We start from the raw sequence: 17,320 nt of genomic DNA, 5'->3' as shown, positions 1-17,320 counted from the left end.
CGAGGGGACGGGCCGGGTTCACGCCAGGTTCACAACGTGCCGGGTGGGAGCGAGCCTTCCGTCTCGCGCTCCTCTTCCTCGGCGGCGAGGGCGGCCTCGGCCGAGGTCTCCTCCAACTGCCGCTTCTCCTGGGCGATGAGCTGCACGGCGCGCTCGAGGAACTCCTCGCCCACCATGATCTCCCACCAGGGCTCCAGCGTCCCCGTGGTGAGCACGTCCACCGAGCCCGAGCGGCGTGGCCGGATGAACACCGGGATGCGCTGGATCTCCAGGAGCCGCACATAGTCCTCCGCGGTGAAGGGATCCTCGGCCGTGGCCGCCCGGACGAACTTCCGGGTTTCCCCCTCACCGGGCAGCGGAATGTGGCGCTGACGCATCGCTTCCGCGTCCACCAGGGCGGTTCCGGGACAGTCCGCACACTCCGTCACGCCCTCCTGGTACTCGGAACCGCACTGCATGCAGTATTTCATCGTGCCTCCCTTCGCAGGACCTACACCCTGGCAACCGAGCACGATTTTAGCACGCCCCGCCTCAGTGCCTGGCTGCTTCCCCCAGGCTTCCGACGACGGCTGACAAACGCTCGACATCAATCGGTTTGCGCAGCACCACGTCGCAGTAGCCAGAGTCCACGTTCGAATACCCGGACACGAGCACCACCCCCGCCTTGGGCTGTCGGCTCTTGACCTCCTGGGCGAGCGCTGTTCCACACATGCCCGGCAATGACTCGTCCGTGACCACCACGTCCGGATGATCGTCCACGAACGCGCGCAGCCCCGCCACTCCGTCCGCGGCGGTGATGACGTCGAAGTCCAGCTCGAGCAGCTCCGCGAGGAGCTCGCGGCTGTCTCCGTCGTCCTCGACCAGCAGGACCTTGATCCGCTCTCCGATTCGCTCACCCATTCGAACGCTCAACCTAATGACGACACGAAAACATCCCCATGGAGCCTTGCCCCTACCCTTGGAGAGCGGCCGGGCGGGCACGTTCGCGCTACCCCCCGCTCACCGAATGCGCCGGGACTGCCCACTCTGGGGAGACCAAGGGGAGGTGACACCATGAAGGTGTTGATGCGAGGAGTCCATCTGCAGCTGACGGACTCGCTTCGGGACTATGCGACGCGGCATCTGGTGGACCCCATCGCGAAGTTCATCGACGATGAGGCGAGCGAGGTGGATATTTCCCTCGTGGATATCAACGGCTCCAAGGGGGGCGTGGACCAGGAGTGCCGGGTGACCGTGCGCATGGCGGGCTTCTCCAGCATCCACGTGACCGAGACGGCCGAGACCATGTTCCAGGCCATCGACTCGGTGCGCGACAGGCTGGAGAACACCATCAAGCGCACCGTGGAGAAGCGCCGGGAGATCAGCAACGACGGCCTGCCCCAGGACGTGCGCTTCTAGCAGCGCGCTGGAGCCCGGACTCCTCGTCTGGTGTCCGGGCTCCCAAGCGTTGGGGACCGAACCTTGCTGGTTCCGGAGGGGGGGCGCTATAACCGGGCCTCCACCCGAGGGCGTAAAGGTCGGTGATGGTTCGCTTCAAGTTCTTCGTTTTCGCGCTCCTGGTCCTTGGACTGGGAGTGGCGCATCTGCCCCTGGTGTCGGGCCCGCTCAGCGCGGATGCCGTGAAGGGGGCCGCGTCACCGGCGACCGCCGCCATTTCGGAACTGGCCCGCGCCCTGGAGGCGCGCCGTTCCTCCGTGCAGGCCCTGGCCCTCTCGCTGGCTGGCAATCCCGACGTCGTCGCCGCCGTGCAGCCCCATGTGGAGGCACTGCCCCGGGGCAAGGGGATCCGCATCGTGGAGCCGCCCGTGGGCGAGCGCTTCAACGCGCTGCGCGCCGCCCTGGGCGAGCGCGTGCCCAAGCCGCTGACGGACTCGCTCGTGCTCGGCCTCGTCACCGCCGAGGGCGCGCTGTACGCGCGTGGCGCGGGCGAGGCGAGCGCGGATGAGCAGTTCGATCCGCGCTCCCAGCAGAAGGTGGGCAGCGAGGGCGGGGTGGCGGACGCGTTCGGCGCTCCCCACGTCTTCTTCTCCGTGCCCGTGCTGTGGAGCCCCGACGGCGGCCACGCCCAGGTGGCGGCGACCGTGGTGCTGGGCGCTCCGGTGGTGCACAAGGCCTTCCTCGAGTCCGCGGCCGTGAACTCCGGCGTCGCCGCGCTCGCGCTGGTCCAGGGCAACCAGGTGCTGGAGAGCGCGGGCGCCGAGAGGGAACTCGTGGCGAAGGCGCTCGAGAACGTGGGCGCGGGCAAGTCCGGCCAGGTGGTCGAGCGCGGCAGCGTGCGCAGCCTGCTGGCCCAGGTGCCGCGCGTGCGCCTGCCCCTGCTCACCAATCCCTCGGACACCCTGGGGGGCGATGCCCCGCTCGCCGTGGGCTCGCGCCAGTCGCTCGGTGGAGGGCTGGAAGCCGTGGCCGTCTCCAGCGTGCGGCCCTTCATGACCGCGCTGGCCAACTACCAGCACGACGCCCTCTTCGCGCTCCTGGGCCTGCTGGGCTTCTCGCTCGTGTGGACGTTGTTGATGGGCGCGGGCCATCCGGCCGCGACCGCCGCGCCGAAGAAGCAGAAGAAGGGCGGCAAGCAGCAGGAGGAGCCGGCGGGTGCTCCGGCGGCGGGCCCCGCGCTGGCCTCGTCCGCGCCCCTCGCCGGTCCGGTGTTCCTGACGCCCGCTCCCGAGCCGCCCACGGCGGGACCGGAGGACTTCCCGTTCCCCGGTTCGCCCGCTCCGGTGCGGCCCGCCGCCGTGACCGCTTCCGCCGAGACGCCCTTCGACGCCCCATCGGACACCCATCCCTTCGCGGCGCCGCCCGTTCCCGCCGAGCCCGCCTTCGCCCAGGCTCCCGCTCCCGCCGGGGATCTCTACCCCTTCACCACCCCGGAGACGCCGCGAGGCGGAGATCCGTTCGGCACGCCCACGGTTCCCGGCAAGGATCCGTTCGGCACGCCCACGGTTCCCGGCAAGGATCCGTTCGCCTCCCAGGGTGGGGCCTCGCTGCCCTTCGCTTCCACGGATTCCGCGGCGAGCGTGCCCCCGGCCGCTCCCCGGCGCGGCGCCCCCTTCGCCTTCGAGGACCACCCGACGGCGGCCTACTCGCTGCAACAGGCGGCGGACCCCTTCGCCGCGGCCACCGCCCAGGCGCGCCAGAATGGTGGCTTCGATGAGGACGGCGGCTCTCCCGAGCCGACGCGCGTGGCGGCCATCCCGCGCGAGCTCCTCGCGCGCTCGGCCCGGCCGATGACGGGCGAAGTCAATGTGCCGCCCTCCGCGCTGGGCCTCCACCCCGGCGTGGCCTCGCCGATGAACGCGCCCCAGCAGCAGGCCGGCGTCACCACGTCTCCGTTCGGAACGGGAACGGGCGCGGGTGCGGTGGCCTTGACCGAGGAGCAGCACTTCCAGGAGGTCTTCCGCGAGTTCGTGCAGACGCGCGATCAGTGCGGTGAGCCCCAGGACGGACTGACGTACGACAAGTTCGTCGCCAAGCTGCGCAAGAACCGCGAGCAGCTCGTGCAGAAGTACGCGTGCAAGACGGTGCGCTTCCAGGTGTACGTCAAGGAGGGCAAGGCCGCCCTCAAGGCCACGCCCGTCAAGGACTGACCCCGGCCGCGCGGCGCGAGTCGGCGCCGCGCGCGGCCGTGGGGTTCACGGCGAGGTGTGGACGGTGACCTCCGCGGAGAGGCCGGCGCGCGGCGTCAGCTCCCGCGGGGGATTCACCCAGGCGATACGCACCGGGACGCGCTGCGTGACGAGCCACTTGTTGGGCGGCGCCTGGACGGTGACGGCTCCGCTCGGAGCGGGCAACGCGGCGGAAGACATGGGGGCTACACCTCGATTCCCTTCGAGAAGACCTGGAGCAGCACGTCCGCTCCCCGCTGGAGCTCGTCGCTCCGCTTCGCCTCGGCGGCCCGCAGGAGCAGCGCGCGCACCATTCCCACCAGCAGCGAGGCGTGGAACTCCGAGCCCTCGCGCCGCACCTCACCCGCCTCCACCCCGCGCCGCACGAGCTGCTCCACCCGCGTCGTCAGCTCCACGATCGTGCCGCCCTGGGCGGGAACGAGCGGACCGCGCAGGGCCTCGGACTGCATCGCCAGGGCGAAGAATCGCGAGTGCTCGCGGAAGTGGGCGAACACCACGGCGAGCAGCGTCTGGAGTTGCTCGCGGAAGGGCCGCCCCTTCACCTCGGAGACCACCGCGTCCAGCTTCTCCACCAGCGCCTCGCGCCGCGTGCGCAGCAGCTCGCGCAGCAGTGCCGTGCGATCCTCGAAGTGGTTGTAGAGGGTGCCCACCGACACGCCCGCCCGCTCGGCGATGTCCTCCATGCGCGCGCCGAACCCCTGCTCGCCCAGCACCTCCTCCGCCGCCGCGCGGATGGCCTCCGTCGTCGCTTCCTTCAGCCTCGCCCGCAGCCGGGGCACGGGGGCTTTCTTCGCTGAATCCCGATTCATTTTCTGAGTCTTGATTAACTCCACCTCCTGGGCGCGTCAATGGAGGCGCCTGGATGGCGCTGGGCGTCCGAGCGGACGAGGACTCGCGGTCCTGGCCGGGACGCTTGGGGAGGGTGGGGTGGAGGCCGCGGCCGGAGGGTGGGGGGACGAAAGGCCCGGTGGTCCTACCTCGGGGGGCGTGATACCCCGGCCGGGTGACCGACACCTTCGACCAGCTTGGACTGTCCCCCGAGGCGCTCGACGCCGTGCGCCGCGCCCGGTTCTCGCGGCCCACCCCCATTCAGGAGAGAGCCATTCCTCCGGCGCTCGAGGGGCGGGACGTCATCGGGTGCGCGGCCACGGGGACGGGGAAGACGGCCGCGTACGTGCTGCCCCTGGTGGAGCGCCTGGCGGGTCAGGAGGGGACGCTGGGGCTGGTGCTGGCACCCACGCGCGAGCTGGTGCAGCAGATCTCCGAGACGGTGCGCTTCTTCGGCGAGTCACGTGGGGTGTCGCACGTGGTGGTCATCGGGGGCGAGGACATGGGGGCGCAGGCGGGGGCGCTCGAGCGGCGGCCCACGCTGGTGCTGGCCACGCCGGGGCGGCTGGTGGACCTGTTGAAGTCGGGCCTGGTGGACTTCTCGCGGCTGCGCACGCTGGTGCTCGACGAGGCGGACCGGATGCTGGACATGGGCTTCCAGGAGCAGCTCGAGCGGATTCTCGCGGCGCTGCCCCGCCGGAGGCAGACGCTGTTGTTCTCCGCGACGCTGAGCCCGGACGTGAGCGCCTTCGCCTCGGCGGAGCTGCACCGGCCCGTGCGGGTGGAGGTGACGCGCAGTGGGACGCCCGCCGAGCGCGCCGAGCAGCGGCTGTATGTGGTGAAGCCCGAGGAGAAGACGGCGCTGCTGCTCGCGCTGCTGGCGAGGGACGAGGCGACGGCGCTGGTGTTCGCGGGGACGAAGGAGCGGGCGGACAAGGTGCACAAGGCGCTGCAGCGGGCGGGGTACCGGTGTGGGGTGCTGCACGCGGACCGGACGCAGAACCAGCGCAACCAGGCGATGAAGGCGTTCCGGGACGGGACGTACCGGTGCCTGGTGGCCACGGACATCGCGGCGCGAGGGCTGGACGTGGAGGACGTGGGGCACGTCATCAACTACGACCTGCCGCACGCGCCGGAGGACTACGTGCACCGGATTGGGCGCACGGCCCGGGCCTCGGCGAGCGGGGTGGCCTCGACGTTCGTGACGTCGAAGGACCGGCAGATGACGGAGAAGATCGAGCGGGTAATGCGCGCGAACATTCCCCGGCAGGAGGTGCCGCGCGAGGATCCGGTCTTCCAGGAGGAGATGGCGCGGCGGGAGGCCGCCCAGCGCGACCCCGGGCCGCCCCAGAAGGACCAGGGTGTGAAGAAGCCCGAGGGCCAGGCCCCCGGGCGGCACGCGCGGACGCACCAGAAGGGCCCGGGAGCCAAGGCACAGCCCAAGAAATGACCTGGGTGCTCGGGGGCAGGTGTCCTCCGAGATGAGGTCGTTCCACCCCATACCGTGCGTCCTTCACTGTCCCGCGCCGAAGACCCTCCACTGCGGGCATGGAGACAGGACGTGCCTGGTTGGTTTTCGCGCTGGGTGATGAGCGCCAGTATGCAGGAAACGTGGGATACGCCGATGAGCTGCACTCGGTCTATCGCTATGACAGCTTTGTGGCCAACCATAAGCAGATTACCGAAGGGGATTTGCTGATCCTTCGGGATGGGCATCGCGTTCTGGGGACGGCTCGGGCCTCCTGGATCAGCACCGAAGAGGGATTCAAGACGCTGAATCGCTGTCCACGCTGTGACAATACAGGCATCAAGCGTCGCAAGATCAAGCGTCCGCTCTATCGCTGTGATTGCGGCTACGAGTTTGATGTACCCAAGTCAGTAGAAGAGGAGTGCGTGAAGTACTCTGCCTGGTTCGAAAAAACGTTTCGACCCCTGACAGAGCACGTTCCCGTGGAGCAGGTCCTGGCGGCTTGTCCCAGGTATAACGAGCAGATGGCCATGCAGGAGTTGGTCCTGGAGCTTTTGGAGGGCTCTGCCAGAGTTCTGGTGCAAGGTGCTGCGGCGCAATCTTTGGAGCCGAGCTATGTGCTCCCCATTGCTGCGGATGCATCAACTGAGTTGTATGCGCCGGACGGAAGAGATGAGCGAGAGGGTGTTGTTCGCCAGATTTGGGGGCGCCGGGGGCAAGGAGCCTTTCGCCACACGCTCCGGAAGCAATTTGCAGACACGTGTCTGGTGACTGGATGCACGCTGGCCGATCTTCTTGAGGCTGCGCATATCAACCCCTACCGCGGAGAGAAGGACCATCATCCGTCGAACGGATTGCTGCTGCGCACGGACATCCATACGCTCTTTGATCTGAACCTGCTTGGGATCGAGCCTGAATTCCTCCGGATCCATCTGCACCCGAAGCTCAAAGGCTCCGAGTACGAGCGCTTCGACGGTAAGCGTCTTGCGTGTGAAGCGAAGCTGCTGAGCAAAGAAGCGCTGGAACTGCGATGGAATGCATTCCAAGAACGGCTGATGCTCGTCGCGGGCCTCAAACAGAGTAGGGAAGGTTTGTAGCCGTCCACCGCTCGGGCTCGGTTGAGGGGGAGACAGGCTCAGCAGCGCACCCTGGTCGGCCTTCATTCCGCGCTGGCATCCGGCACAGCGGTCCATCCCTCGTTCTCATCAGGGCTTCCAGACAAGCGCCAGGTGTCGTGCCTCCGGTGGGGTGCATACCTCAGCGGGGAACCTCCTCGAACAGTGGGGTAACACCATGGACGTCAACGAGGTCATCGACAGGGCACGTGATTCCTTCTCCGTTCGGCGCGTTTTCGGAGAACCCATTCAACAAGGCGAAGTGACCCTGGTCCCCGCAGCCTGGGTAAGAGGCGGAGGGGGTGGTGGTGGGGGCGAGGGCCCTGCCACCGAGGGAGCGCAGGCAGAGGAGAAAACTGCCAAGGGCTACGGCCTTGGCGTTGGCCTGAATGCCCGGCCTGCTGGCGCCTTCATCGTGAGGAATGGAAAGGTGCAGTGGATGCCGGCGGTGGATGTCAACCGCATCGTCCTGGGGGCCCAGGTGTTGGTGGGCCTCTTCCTCATGACGATTGGCAAGCAGCTCGTGCGCCGCTTCCTCAAGGAAGACAAGCCGTTCGGCCGCAGGCGCTTCGCGTGGTGATGCGCCGGGTGGAACGGCTCGTCCTGAGACTCAAACAGAGCGGGGCAGGGACAGGGTGAAACAGGCCCCCTGGCCCGGCTCGCCGCCCACGTCCAGCTTGCCCCCGTGCTCCTGGAGGATGCGCGCGGCGATGGCCAGCCCCAGCCCCGTGCCTCCCTCCTTCGTCGTGAAGTAGGGCTCGAAGATGCGGGCGCGGTGCTCGGGCGGAATCCCCGGGCCACTGTCCTGCACCTCCACCAGCGCCTCCCGCTCCGTCCCCTTCACCCGCACGTGCAGGTCGCCGCCCCCTCGCGCCATCGCCTCCTCGGCGTTCTTCACCAGGTTGACCAGCACCTGCGTCAGTTGATCCCTGTCCACCCGCGCCACCACCCCCGGCTGCACCTCCGAGTGCAGGTGAATCCCCTCGGGCGGCGTCGCGTAGAGCGACAGCACGTTCTTCGCCAGCTCCCCCAGGTCCACCGGCTCCAACTGCGGCTTGGGCATGCGCGCGAACTGGCTGAACTCGTCCACGATGCGCCGCAGCCGGTCCACCTCTTCCAGGATGACCCCCGCGCTCTGCCGGAAGATCGTCGGGAAGCGCGCGTCCTTCGCGTCCTGCACCGCCAGCAACGTCTCGATCGACATGCGGATGGGCGTCAGCGGGTTCTTGATCTCATGCGCCAGCCGCCTCGCCACCTCCTGCCACGCCGCCACGCGCTCGCTCGCCACCAACCGCTCCGTCGTCGAGCGCAGCTCCGTCGTCATGTGGTTGAACGTCTTCACCAGCTCGCCCACCTCGCCCGTCGTCGCCACCTGCACCCGCTCGTCCAGCGCCCCCTGGCCCACCCGCCGCGCGCCCTCCGTCAGCGCCTCCACCGGCTGCGTGATGCGCCGGGCCACCAAAAGCCCCAGCAGCACCGCGAACGCCAGCCCCAACCCCGCCAGCAGCAGGAACGAGCGCAGCACCCCCAACGTCGCCTCGCGCTCCGCCGCCCGGCTGAACACCAGCCGCACCGAGATGCTCTCGCTCAGCGGCAACACCCGCGCCACCGTCGGCCGCGTCACCTGGCCCGCCCGCGCCACCACCGCCTCTCCCGACAGCAGCGTCACCTCCGCCTGCGTCAGCCGTGACAGGTGCGCCGCCAGTCCCTCGTCCAGCAACACGCCCCCCACCACCCACAGCCGCGCGTCCCCGTAGTCCACCGGCCTCGCGGTGACGAGCGCGGGCACGTCGCGCAGTCCCTCGTTCCCCCGCACCGTCACCGTCACCGGCACCGGCTGGGGCGACTTCTCCCGCGTCACCGCGAAGAGCACCGGATCCTCATCCCCCCGGCGCGCCGGCAGGTGCCCCGAGGACAGCGTCGTCCCCTGCCTGTCGAACAGTGACAACACCGTCAGGCCCCGGCTCTTCATCAACGGCCGCGCCGTGTCCGCCCGGATCGCCCGCGCGGGCGCGTCGCGGGACTCGCGCGCCAGATCCTCCAGGGCGGGGCTCTCCACCAGCTCCTCCACCGCCCGGCGCACCGTGGCCGCGGTCCGATCAATCGCTTCCTTCCCCGAGGTGGTGGCCCCCTCCATCCGCGCGTCCAGGCTCCTCGAGAGCGTGGCGCGCAGCCGCGTCAGCGTGAAGGGCACCATCACCGCCAGCGGCACCAGGGCCAGCAGCGCGAAGGCGAGCGCCAGCCGCGTCCTCAGCCTCATCTCCGCCCTCCCGAGCCCCCCGCCGCCGGGGCCGGGGTGAGCCAGACGCCCTCCAGCACGGGCAGTCCCTGGGCATCGAAGACGAGTCCACCCACCTCCGGCTCCGCGCGCAGCGCCAGTCCCTGCGCATAGAGCGGCAGCAGCGGCAGGGATGGGGCGAGCACGAGGGCCCGCTCGCGCACCCGGGCATCCCGCGCCGCCGCGTCCGGCAGTGCGCCGATGCGAGGCAACTCCACGCCCAGCAGGTCCTTGCGGCCCGCCGCGTCCAGCACCACCGCCAGGGCCGGGCCCGGCACCGGGGGCAAGAGCAGCGAGTGGAGCATCAGCTCGTAGTCCCCCTTCGCCCAGCGCGCTCGGAGCTCGGCGCGGGGCAGCGCCGTCAGGGCCACCGTGTAGCCCTGGTCGTGCAGCTTCACCTGGAGCCGCTCGGCCACCGCGCGTTGATCCTCGTTGTCCGCGTCGTGGAGCAGCGTCACCTGCCGCCCTCCGGAAGGCGCGGGCGGGCGGGGCGGACGGGGCCCCGCGGCCTTCGGCATCAGCGCCGCGGGCAGCAGGTGCGGCATGGGCTCGGCGGGCCCGCGCACGAAGAGGCGCGTGAGATCCTCGCGGTCCAGCGCGTTCTCCACCGCCTGCCGGAACTCCGCCGGCACCCGCCGGGGCGACCAGGCGAGATAGGTGGCGTACAGCGCCGCGCCGGTGCCGCTGCCCGGATCCGGGGGCACGCCGAGCGCCACCTGGGTGCCGTGTGTCGACAGCAGGCGCGCGAGTCCCCGCTCATCGGTGGCGCGCGCGCGCAGCGTGTCCAGGTACGGCCGCCCGGGAGGCCAGGAGAGCCGCGCGTCCAGGGTCTGGGCGGTGGCGGTGGAATAGGAGAACGGACCGAGCGCGGCGGCGGACGAGCGCGGCGGCGCGAGGGTGGGGTGGCACAGGGCCCGCTCCTGATCGGGCCAGGGGAAGGCGAGCGTCAGCTCCAGGGTGTCGCCGGTGGCGGAGATCCGCCGGCCCTCGTCGCGCAGGGGGAAGAGGAGTGCGCGGTAGGGCGAGGTCTCCTCGGGGCTGGAGAGCCGGGCCCAGGCCTGGACGAGTGCCTGGGCCTGGGCGGGCGAGGGCAACACCAGCCGCACCACCTGGGGAAAGGGGCGGGACATCGACAGGGCGAGCGCGGGCGCGGCCTGTCCCTCGGGGGTGAGCTGGCAGACGGAGCGGGAGACGAGCCCGAGCAGGGTGGCCTCCAGCGGCGTATCGGCGAGGGCGGGCACCGCGGGCGTGGCGGGCCCCGTGTGGGCGAGGCGCAGCTCTCCGCCATAGGGAGTCCGTCCCGCCGCCCGGGCCGGGGTGGCGCCGAGGAGCAGGAGGCTGGCGAGGAGGGCGGAGCGGAGCGTCATGGCGCACCCTGGCGCAGGAGGAAGAGTTCGCCCGAGCCATCGGGCCGGGTGAGCCCCACGAGCACCTCGCGCAACGCGTCTCCGTCCAGGTTCGCCGTCACCCCCAGCAGCGCGCGGCCCGCGGGCAGGGGGCCCTGCCAGAGCGGCTCGCGCGACAAGGAGATGCCCCCCTTCGTCGGGAAGACGCGCAGGACGTCGGGCGTGGGTTGGAACTCGGGCGAGGTGGTGAGCAGCTCCGGCGTCCCGTCTCCATCCACGTCTCCGAGCAGGCTACCCGCGCCGAGCCCCGAGAGCGGCACCGGGGCCGCCGAGGGCTGGGTGTAGAAGGAGCCCGAGCCGTCCGGGTGGACGAGGAGGATCTGGGTGCCGACGGCGCTGAAGGAGGTGAAGCGGGCCGGGACGTGCTCGAGCCGCTGTTCTCCGGGGCCGAGTCGCACCTCGGGGGCGAACGCGGTCTGTCCCGGCACGAAGGTGCCCCGCGCCTCTGGTCCCAGGGGAACGGTCTCGAGCCGGGACACGAAGCGCAAGGTGCCCTGTTCCAGCGCCAGCACCGTGCCGTGGGCGAAGCGGGTGGAGAACGCGGCGATGCGCGGAGGCCCGGAGAGGACGGCCACCGCGCCGAAGGGCTCCCGGGTGGCCGTGGTGGAGGGGGGCAGCACCTCCAGGGAGCGCTCGGCGACGAGGCGCCCGTCCGCGGCGAACACCTGGACGGCGCGCTCGGTGAGCACCACCACCTCGTCCCGTCCGTCCCCATCGAGATCCCCCGCCGCGAGCGCCGCGGGTGGCGTGGACAGGTGCGCGAAGGAGGCCCCCACGAAGCGGAGCGGACGCGGCGTTCCGGTGGCCGGAGGGGGAGCGGGAGGGGGCGCCACGGCGGCGAGCGCGAGGACCGCGGCATCCGCCTCCACGGCGTGAACGAGGGCGGCGGCGGGAGCGGGCGGACGCGAGGGCGTGCGGCCGGACCAGAAGTTCACCCAGGTGCCCACCACGTCACCGCGCGCGTGGAGCTTCCCGGCCTCCAGGGCCAGCGAGAGCCGCACCAGGGTACGGGCTCCCCGGTCCTGGGCGAGTGGCTCCGCGGCCTCGGCCGAGGGCGCGTCCAGGATGAAGGGCGCCAGTCCCCGCTCGGCCAGGCGCGCGGCGAGCAGCGTCCCCCAGGCGCGCCGCAGCTCGGGGGAGGCGCCCGAGAGGAACAGGGCCACGGGGGCCTCGGGTCGGGCCTCGCCCACGTCCTTCGCCACCGTCAGGGCGAGCCGTTCGAGCGCGGCGCGCGCGGGCGCCGGTTCGGCGGCGGCGGCGAGGGCGGCGGCGAGCAGCAGCGCGGCGGCGAGGGCGCGGCTCACAGCCCCCGGCTGCCTTCCTGGAGGAAGAAGTCGGTCTCGGAGGCGTGGCCGGGCGGAGGCGCCTCGGCGGTGGGCTGGGTGCCCTCGAGGAAGGACTCGAGCCGGCCGGGCACGGAGTTGCCCGCGAGCAGGCCGGTGGCCGGATCGATGCGCACCTGCACCACGCCCGGGGGCACGTCGAACTCGCGCGAGGGCAGCCCCTGGTGCGCGGCGCGCATGAACTCCAGCCAGATGGGCAGGGGGGCGCGGCCGCCCGTCTCCGAGCTGCCCAGGGGCGAGTGGTCATCGAAGCCCACCCAGGCGCTGGCCACCCAGTCGGCGGTGTAGCCGGAGAACCACGTGTCGCGGCTCTCGTTGGCGGTGCCCGTCTTGCCCGCGGCGGGGCGGTTGAGCTCCGTCACCGCGCGCGCCGTGCCCTCCTCCACCACGCTGCGCATGAGCGACGTGGTGAGGAAGGCGACCGCCGGGGGCAGCTTCTCCTCGAAGGCCGGCTGGTGCTCCTCGAGCACCTTGCCCTGGGCGTTCATCACCTTGAGCAGCATGAGGGGCTCGGCATAGCGGCCGTTGGCCTGGAGCGTGGCGTAGGCGTTGGCCGCTTCCAGCATGCTCACCTCACCGGTGCCCAGCGCCAGGGTGAGGTTCTCCGGCAGGGGCGAGCGGATGCCCGCGCGGTTGGCGAAGTCGATGGCGGCCGCGGGGGTAATGGCCTCGATGATGCGCACGGACACGGTGTTCTTGGACTTGGTGAGCGCGGTGCGCAGCGTCATGGGGCCCTCGAAGGTCCGGTCGTAGTTCTGCGGCTTCCACGTCTTGCCGGTGTAGGGGTCGCGGATGGCCTCGGGGGCGTCGTTCACCGTGGTGATGGGGGTGAAGCGCCCGCTGCCGAGCGCGGCCCCGTAGATGAAGGGCTTGAAGGACGAGCCGGGCTGGCGCCGGGCCTGGGTGGCGCGGTTGTAGGGCGAGCGCGTGAAGTCATAGCCGCCCACGAGCGCCACCACGTGCCGGTCCGTGGGGCGGATGACGACGAGGCCGCCCTGCACGAGCGGCACCTGATCCAACGTGGCGTCGAGCAGCGCGGGCGCCGGGGTGACGCGCAGCACGCGCACGTGCACGATGTCCCCGGGCTTCATCACCTGCGACATCTTCGTGGGCGCGCTCTTGCCCTTCAGGCGGGCCCAGGTGACGGAGGCGAAGGGAATCTCCGCCATGCGCCCCACCAGATCCACACGGGCCTTCTTCGCGGTGTCATCCACCTGGGTGACGACGCCCGCCACGCGCAGGCCCTCGACGAGCGGCGCGAGCGCCACGCCCTGCGCGAGCTTCTCGTCGGGCGACAGCGTGGCGTCCTCCTCCTCCTCCGTGGGCGTGGGGGCCACCGGGGCGCCGGCCACCGCGGGCGGCGGCTCCTCGGTCTGCGCGAGCGAGGTGAGATCCGCGACGGAAGCGCCTTCCTTCTGCCGGCGACCCGCCTCCTCCACCTGTTTGGCCAGCAGGGGCTTGAGCCGCTCGAAGCGCGCGAGATCGATGGTGCCCACCGGGCCGCGGTAGCCCTGGCGCCGGTCCACCGCCTCCAGGCCCTTGCGCACCGAATCATCGGCCACGGCCTGGAGCTTGGGATCCATGGCGATGTCCACGCGCAGTCCGCCGCTGAGCACGGCCTCCTCGCCGTAGCGCGCCACGAGCGTGCGGCGGATCTCCTCGGCGTAGTACAGGCCCTGCTCCGTGGGGGGCCGGGGCGCGAGCACGATGGGCTTCTCCAGCGCCTTGTCCACCTCCGCCTGGGGGGCGAAGCCGTGGGTGGCCATCTGCTTGAGCACGTACGTCTGTCGCTGCTTGGCCTTGACGATGTTGCGCTCGGGGTTGATGCGGTTGGGCGACTGCACCGTGCCCGCCAGCACCGCCGCCTCGCCCAGGCTCAGCTTCTCCGCGTGCTTGCCGAAGTAGTAGAGCGCCGCCTCCTCGATGCCGCTGCGGCCCTGCCCGTAATACACTTGGTTGATGTAGAGGCTGAGGATCTGATCCTTGGTGAGCGCCTGCTCCACGCGCGGGGTGAGGATCCACTCGCGAATCTTGCGCGAGAGGCTGCGCTCGGGCGTGAGCAGCATGTTCTTCACCACCTGCTGCGTGAGCGTGGAGGCGCCCGACTTGCGGCTGCCGGGGATGAGGTTCTTCACCGCCGCGCGCGTCATGCCGAAGAAGTCCAGGCCCGCGTGCTTGTAGAAGTCCGCGTCCTCGGCGGCGAGGAAGGCGTTGCGCACGTGGGGCGGGAGATCCTCGATGTTCACCACGGTGCGCCGGCCCTGGGGCAGGAAGTACTCGGCGCACACCGAGCCGTCCGCGCACCGCACCTTCGTCACCTGGGGCAGGGCATAGGTGCGCAGCGCCTCGGCCGAGGGCAGCCCCTGGTTGAAGTAGGCGTAGACGCCCGCGCAGACGAGCACGAGCAGCACTCCCGCCACGGCCGCGAGCACCAGCAGCCGCTTGGTCCAACGCCACAGCCGGCCTCCCGGACCGGAACGGGGCGCGGGCGCCGGGGGAGTCGAGGAGGAAGGAGAGGGAGTCATGGGGTACGGGGACGGCGAGGGGGGACGACGTTAAACCGGCGGGCGGGGAACCGGAATGCCCTTCCCGGAGGGTCAGCCCGGGTCGACTTCCCGCGACCGCTCGCGCGAGACGGCCTGGACCTGGGCGGATGCGTGGGTCTGGCGCTCGAGCCGCGCGTGGTTGAGGCGCGCCCTGCGGTTCTTCGGAGACAGGCGCAGCGCGGTGTCGAAGGCCATGGCGGCCTCCTCGTAGCGCCCCAGCCGCTCATAGGCGAGCCCCAGGTTGTTGTGGACGAAGCCCTCGTAGGGCAGCAGGTAGGCGGCCTGGGCGAGCGCCTCCACGGCCGCCTCGTTCTGACCGGCGAGCAGCCGGGCGAAGCCGAGGTTGTTGAGGGCATACCCATGGTACGGGTCGAGGTGCACCGCCTGCTGGAAGCGGATGATGGCGAGCGCGAGCTGTCCGTCGGCCAGGTGGGCCCGGCCGAGCACCTGGTACACCTCGGGGTACTCGGGGTCGAGCAGGAGCGCGGCCTCGGCGGCCTGCCGGGCACTCTGCGTCTGCCCCAGCTCCAGGAGGATGCGGGCCTTCTGCACCAGGGGTCCGGGGCCGTCCGGGAAGAGGTGGGCGAGTTCCTCGTAGGCGTCGGCCGCGAGCTGCTTCTGGCCGGTGAGGCGGGCCAGGGGGATGAGGTGATCGAGCGCCGTCTCGCGCGCGTCCAGGTCCTCGCCCGCGTCGTGCACGGCGCGGCGCGCCTCGGTGAGGGCACCCGCGAGGTCTCCCTCCTGTCGCAGCACGCGCGCCCGGCCGAGGTGATCCACCGGGGCGAGGTGCTCCTCGTGGGGCAGCGAGAGCGCGTCCGCGGGCTCGGCGGGAGCGAGCGCCTCGGCCGTCACGGCGCTCGCCTGGGCGGACGTGTCCTCGGGCTCGGCCTTGAAGGAGGGGCACGGCGCGGCCTCGGCGGACGCGGCCCGGGAAGCGGCGCGGGGAACGGGAGACAACCCCTGGGGGCCTCGCAGCGAGCGGGCCTCACAGCCGGCGAGGCAGAGGGTGACGAGGCAGGCGAACAGGGTGGTGGAGCGCATGTGAGGGGGTAGTGCGACGCCCATGCCAAGGCGGTCTTCCCTCTATGGGGCGGCGCGTCATGCGGGAAGGCGAGGACGCTCGCCCGCTGGGGAAGGCGCCGCCGTGTGGTCCGCGGGCCACACCGTGGAACATACGTGGGCCTACAGGGGAAAAAGGGTGGCGAGGTAGGAGATCACATGCCACGTTGGCTGGGATGAAGATCGCTGCCTGGAACGTGAACTCGGTCCGCGCCCGGCTGGACCGGCTGGTGGAGTGGTTGAAGAACACTCAGCCCGACGTGGTGTGCCTTCAGGAGTTGAAGTGCACCGACGCCGAGTTTCCGCGGGAGGCCGTGTTGGAGGCGGGCTACCACGCGGCGGTGCACGGGCAGAAGACGTACAACGGGGTGGCCATCCTGGCGCGCACGCCTCCCCAGGACGTGGTGAGTGGCCTGTCCGACGGAGTGGAGGACTCGCACGCGCGGGTGATCGCCGCCACGGTGGACGGGGTGCGGGTGGTGAGCGTGTACGCGCCCAACGGGCAGCAGGTGGACTCGCCCGCGTACGTCTACAAGCTGGAGTTCTACGCGCGGCTGCGGCGCTACCTGGACACGCGGCACAAGCCGGGCGAGCCGCTCGCGCTCTGCGGGGACTGGAACGTGGCGCCCGAGGACCTCGACGTGTGGGATCCGGTGGCGTGGCAGGGGCAGACGCTCTTCACCGAGAAGGAGAAGGCGGCGTGGCGGGAGCTGTGCGCTTTCGGCCTGACGGACACGTTCCGCTCGCTGTACCCGGCCGAGAAGAAGTTCAGCTGGTGGGACTACCGGATGCTGGCCTTCCAGAAGAACCAGGGCGTGCGCATCGACCACGTGCTCGCGACCGGGCCGCTGGTGAAGCGGCTGACGGCGGCGGGAGTGGATCGCGAGGCGCGCAAGGGCAAGCAGCCCTCGGATCACGCGCCGGTGTGGGCCGAGTTCAAGGCCGGCTGAGTGTTCAGGGCGCCACGCCTTCGTGCGCCCGCGGGGTTGCCATCGAGCGGGAGGGGGCCCACCTGAGGGGTTGCCTCCCGAGATGGAAAGGAACCCGCATGGCCGCCAGGAAGAGTGCTCGCAGCAGCACCCGCTCGTCTTCGGGCAAGTACACGCGCCCCGCGCTGCGCGAGCGGCTCAAGAAGAAGATCCAGGCCGGTGACAAGGGTGGCCGGCCCGGTCAGTGGAGCGCCCGCAAGTCCCAGCTCCTCGCCCAGGAGTACAAGAAGGCCGGTGGCGGCTACGCGGGCGGCAAGGGCGAGGCGCAGAAGTCCCTCGACTCCTGGACGAAGGAGGACTGGCGGACGAGCAAAGGGGGCACCCGAGCACGCCAGGGCCGCACCACCTCGCGCTACCTGCCGAAGAAGGCCTGGGACTCGCTGAGCGAGAGCGAGAAGCGCGCCACGGAGAAGAAGAAGCGCTCGGCATCGCGCCGGGGCAAGCAGTTCGTGGCCAACACCCCGGCCGCGAAGGTGGCCCGGAAGAAGGCCACGTCCAAGCGCTCGGGGACTCAGCGGACCTCTTCGAAGACCTCGGCGTTGGGCAGGGCGAGGACTTCCCGCTCCTCCTCGGCCAGCCGCTCCCGAGGCAAGTCCCGGTAGCGCTCCACGTAGTGCGGCGCTCCGTCAGGATGGACGGGCTTGCCTCGTCCGGCGCGGGAT

At 71.0% G+C, this 17,320-nt stretch carries 16 protein-coding genes; 7 read left to right on the top strand and 9 right to left on the bottom strand.

The genetic code is table 11. The features are described 5' to 3' along the window. Positions 1–29: 29 nt before the first annotated feature. Both D187_RS13900 and D187_RS13895 read right to left on the bottom strand, forming a co-directional pair. Positions 30–470, bottom strand: coding sequence for a putative signal transducing protein (locus D187_RS13900; RefSeq protein ID WP_002621493.1), 441 nt, complete (start codon positions 468–470; stop codon positions 30–32). Between the two features lie 61 nt (positions 471–531). Continuing rightward, a complete protein-coding gene (locus tag D187_RS13895) occupies positions 532–900 on the bottom strand; it encodes a response regulator (protein WP_002621492.1) in 369 nt (122 codons plus the stop codon). A 153-nt stretch (positions 901–1,053) separates the two neighbouring features. Here D187_RS13895 and hpf point away from each other — a divergent pair, with 153 nt between their 5' ends. Beyond that, positions 1,054–1,398, top strand: a complete 345-nt coding sequence (gene hpf, locus D187_RS13890) for a ribosome hibernation-promoting factor, HPF/YfiA family (RefSeq protein ID WP_002621491.1) — start codon at positions 1,054–1,056, stop codon at positions 1,396–1,398. A 125-nt stretch (positions 1,399–1,523) separates the two neighbouring features. Next, positions 1,524–3,587 (top strand): MXAN_5187 family protein, encoded by a 2,064-nt coding sequence (locus D187_RS13885; RefSeq protein WP_043429653.1) that lies wholly within the window; start codon positions 1,524–1,526, stop codon positions 3,585–3,587. A 45-nt stretch (positions 3,588–3,632) separates the two neighbouring features. On the opposite strand, the gene D187_RS55100 is transcribed toward D187_RS13885, so the two are convergent. Both D187_RS55100 and D187_RS49870 read right to left on the bottom strand, forming a co-directional pair. Then, on the bottom strand, positions 3,633–3,806 hold the full coding sequence (locus tag D187_RS55100; RefSeq protein ID WP_002621489.1) for a hypothetical protein: 174 nt from the start codon (positions 3,804–3,806) through the stop codon (positions 3,633–3,635). Between the two features lie 5 nt (positions 3,807–3,811). Beyond that, the gene (locus D187_RS49870) at positions 3,812–4,435 is read right to left on the bottom strand and encodes a TetR/AcrR family transcriptional regulator (protein ID WP_063724973.1); all 624 of its coding nucleotides are present in this window, start codon (positions 4,433–4,435) and stop codon (positions 3,812–3,814) included. A 194-nt stretch (positions 4,436–4,629) separates the two neighbouring features. Here D187_RS49870 and D187_RS13875 point away from each other — a divergent pair, with 194 nt between their 5' ends. The 3 genes from D187_RS13875 to D187_RS58725 all read left to right on the top strand — a co-directional run bounded on the left by D187_RS13875 (position 4,630) and on the right by D187_RS58725 (position 7,617). Continuing rightward, complete coding sequence (locus tag D187_RS13875) at positions 4,630–5,904, top strand: DEAD/DEAH box helicase (protein ID WP_002621487.1); 1,275 nt, start codon at positions 4,630–4,632, stop codon at positions 5,902–5,904. A gap of 119 nt (positions 5,905–6,023) precedes the next feature. Further along, on the top strand, positions 6,024–7,019 hold the full coding sequence (locus D187_RS57760) for an HNH endonuclease (RefSeq protein WP_162159639.1): 996 nt from the start codon (positions 6,024–6,026) through the stop codon (positions 7,017–7,019). A gap of 196 nt (positions 7,020–7,215) precedes the next feature. Continuing rightward, a complete protein-coding gene (locus tag D187_RS58725; RefSeq protein ID WP_002621485.1) occupies positions 7,216–7,617 on the top strand; it encodes a spore germination protein GerW family protein in 402 nt (133 codons plus the stop codon). A 30-nt stretch (positions 7,618–7,647) separates the two neighbouring features. Here D187_RS58725 and D187_RS13865 read toward each other — a convergent pair whose 3' ends face one another. The 5 genes from D187_RS13865 to D187_RS13845 all read right to left on the bottom strand — a co-directional run bounded on the left by D187_RS13865 (position 7,648) and on the right by D187_RS13845 (position 15,675). Then, on the bottom strand, positions 7,648–9,297 hold the full coding sequence (locus D187_RS13865) for an ATP-binding protein (protein WP_002621484.1): 1,650 nt from the start codon (positions 9,295–9,297) through the stop codon (positions 7,648–7,650). Beyond that, positions 9,294–10,682: an ABC transporter substrate-binding protein gene (locus tag D187_RS13860; RefSeq protein WP_002621483.1), complete on the bottom strand. Its 1,389-nt coding sequence runs from the start codon at positions 10,680–10,682 to the stop codon at positions 9,294–9,296. The genes D187_RS13865 and D187_RS13860 overlap by 4 nt, the downstream gene beginning before the upstream one ends. Continuing rightward, positions 10,679–12,025, bottom strand: coding sequence for an FG-GAP repeat domain-containing protein (locus tag D187_RS13855; protein WP_002621482.1), 1,347 nt, complete (start codon positions 12,023–12,025; stop codon positions 10,679–10,681). Before D187_RS13855 ends, D187_RS13860 begins: the two co-directional genes overlap by 4 nt. Beyond that, on the bottom strand, positions 12,022–14,589 hold the full coding sequence (locus D187_RS13850; RefSeq protein WP_002621481.1) for a penicillin-binding protein 1A: 2,568 nt from the start codon (positions 14,587–14,589) through the stop codon (positions 12,022–12,024). Before D187_RS13850 ends, D187_RS13855 begins: the two co-directional genes overlap by 4 nt. Positions 14,590–14,661: 72 nt before the next feature. Further along, positions 14,662–15,675, bottom strand: coding sequence for a tetratricopeptide repeat protein (locus tag D187_RS13845; RefSeq protein WP_020918023.1), 1,014 nt, complete (start codon positions 15,673–15,675; stop codon positions 14,662–14,664). A gap of 170 nt (positions 15,676–15,845) precedes the next feature. Here D187_RS13845 and xth point away from each other — a divergent pair, with 170 nt between their 5' ends. Continuing rightward, a complete protein-coding gene (xth, locus tag D187_RS13840) occupies positions 15,846–16,619 on the top strand; it encodes an exodeoxyribonuclease III (protein WP_043429651.1) in 774 nt (257 codons plus the stop codon). 98 nt (positions 16,620–16,717) lie between these two features. Next, positions 16,718–17,260 carry a hypothetical protein gene (locus D187_RS13835; protein WP_002621478.1) on the top strand — a complete coding sequence of 181 codons (543 nt, stop codon included), beginning with the start codon at positions 16,718–16,720 and terminating at the stop codon, positions 17,258–17,260. The last annotated feature ends 60 nt before the right edge of the window (positions 17,261–17,320 follow it).

Source organism: Cystobacter fuscus DSM 2262 (assembly GCF_000335475.2).
In the GTDB taxonomy this organism is placed as follows: domain Bacteria; phylum Myxococcota; class Myxococcia; order Myxococcales; family Myxococcaceae; genus Cystobacter; species Cystobacter fuscus.
The sequence above is the reverse complement of the archived record's forward strand: the minus strand, read 5'-3'. Positions and strand labels throughout refer to the sequence as shown.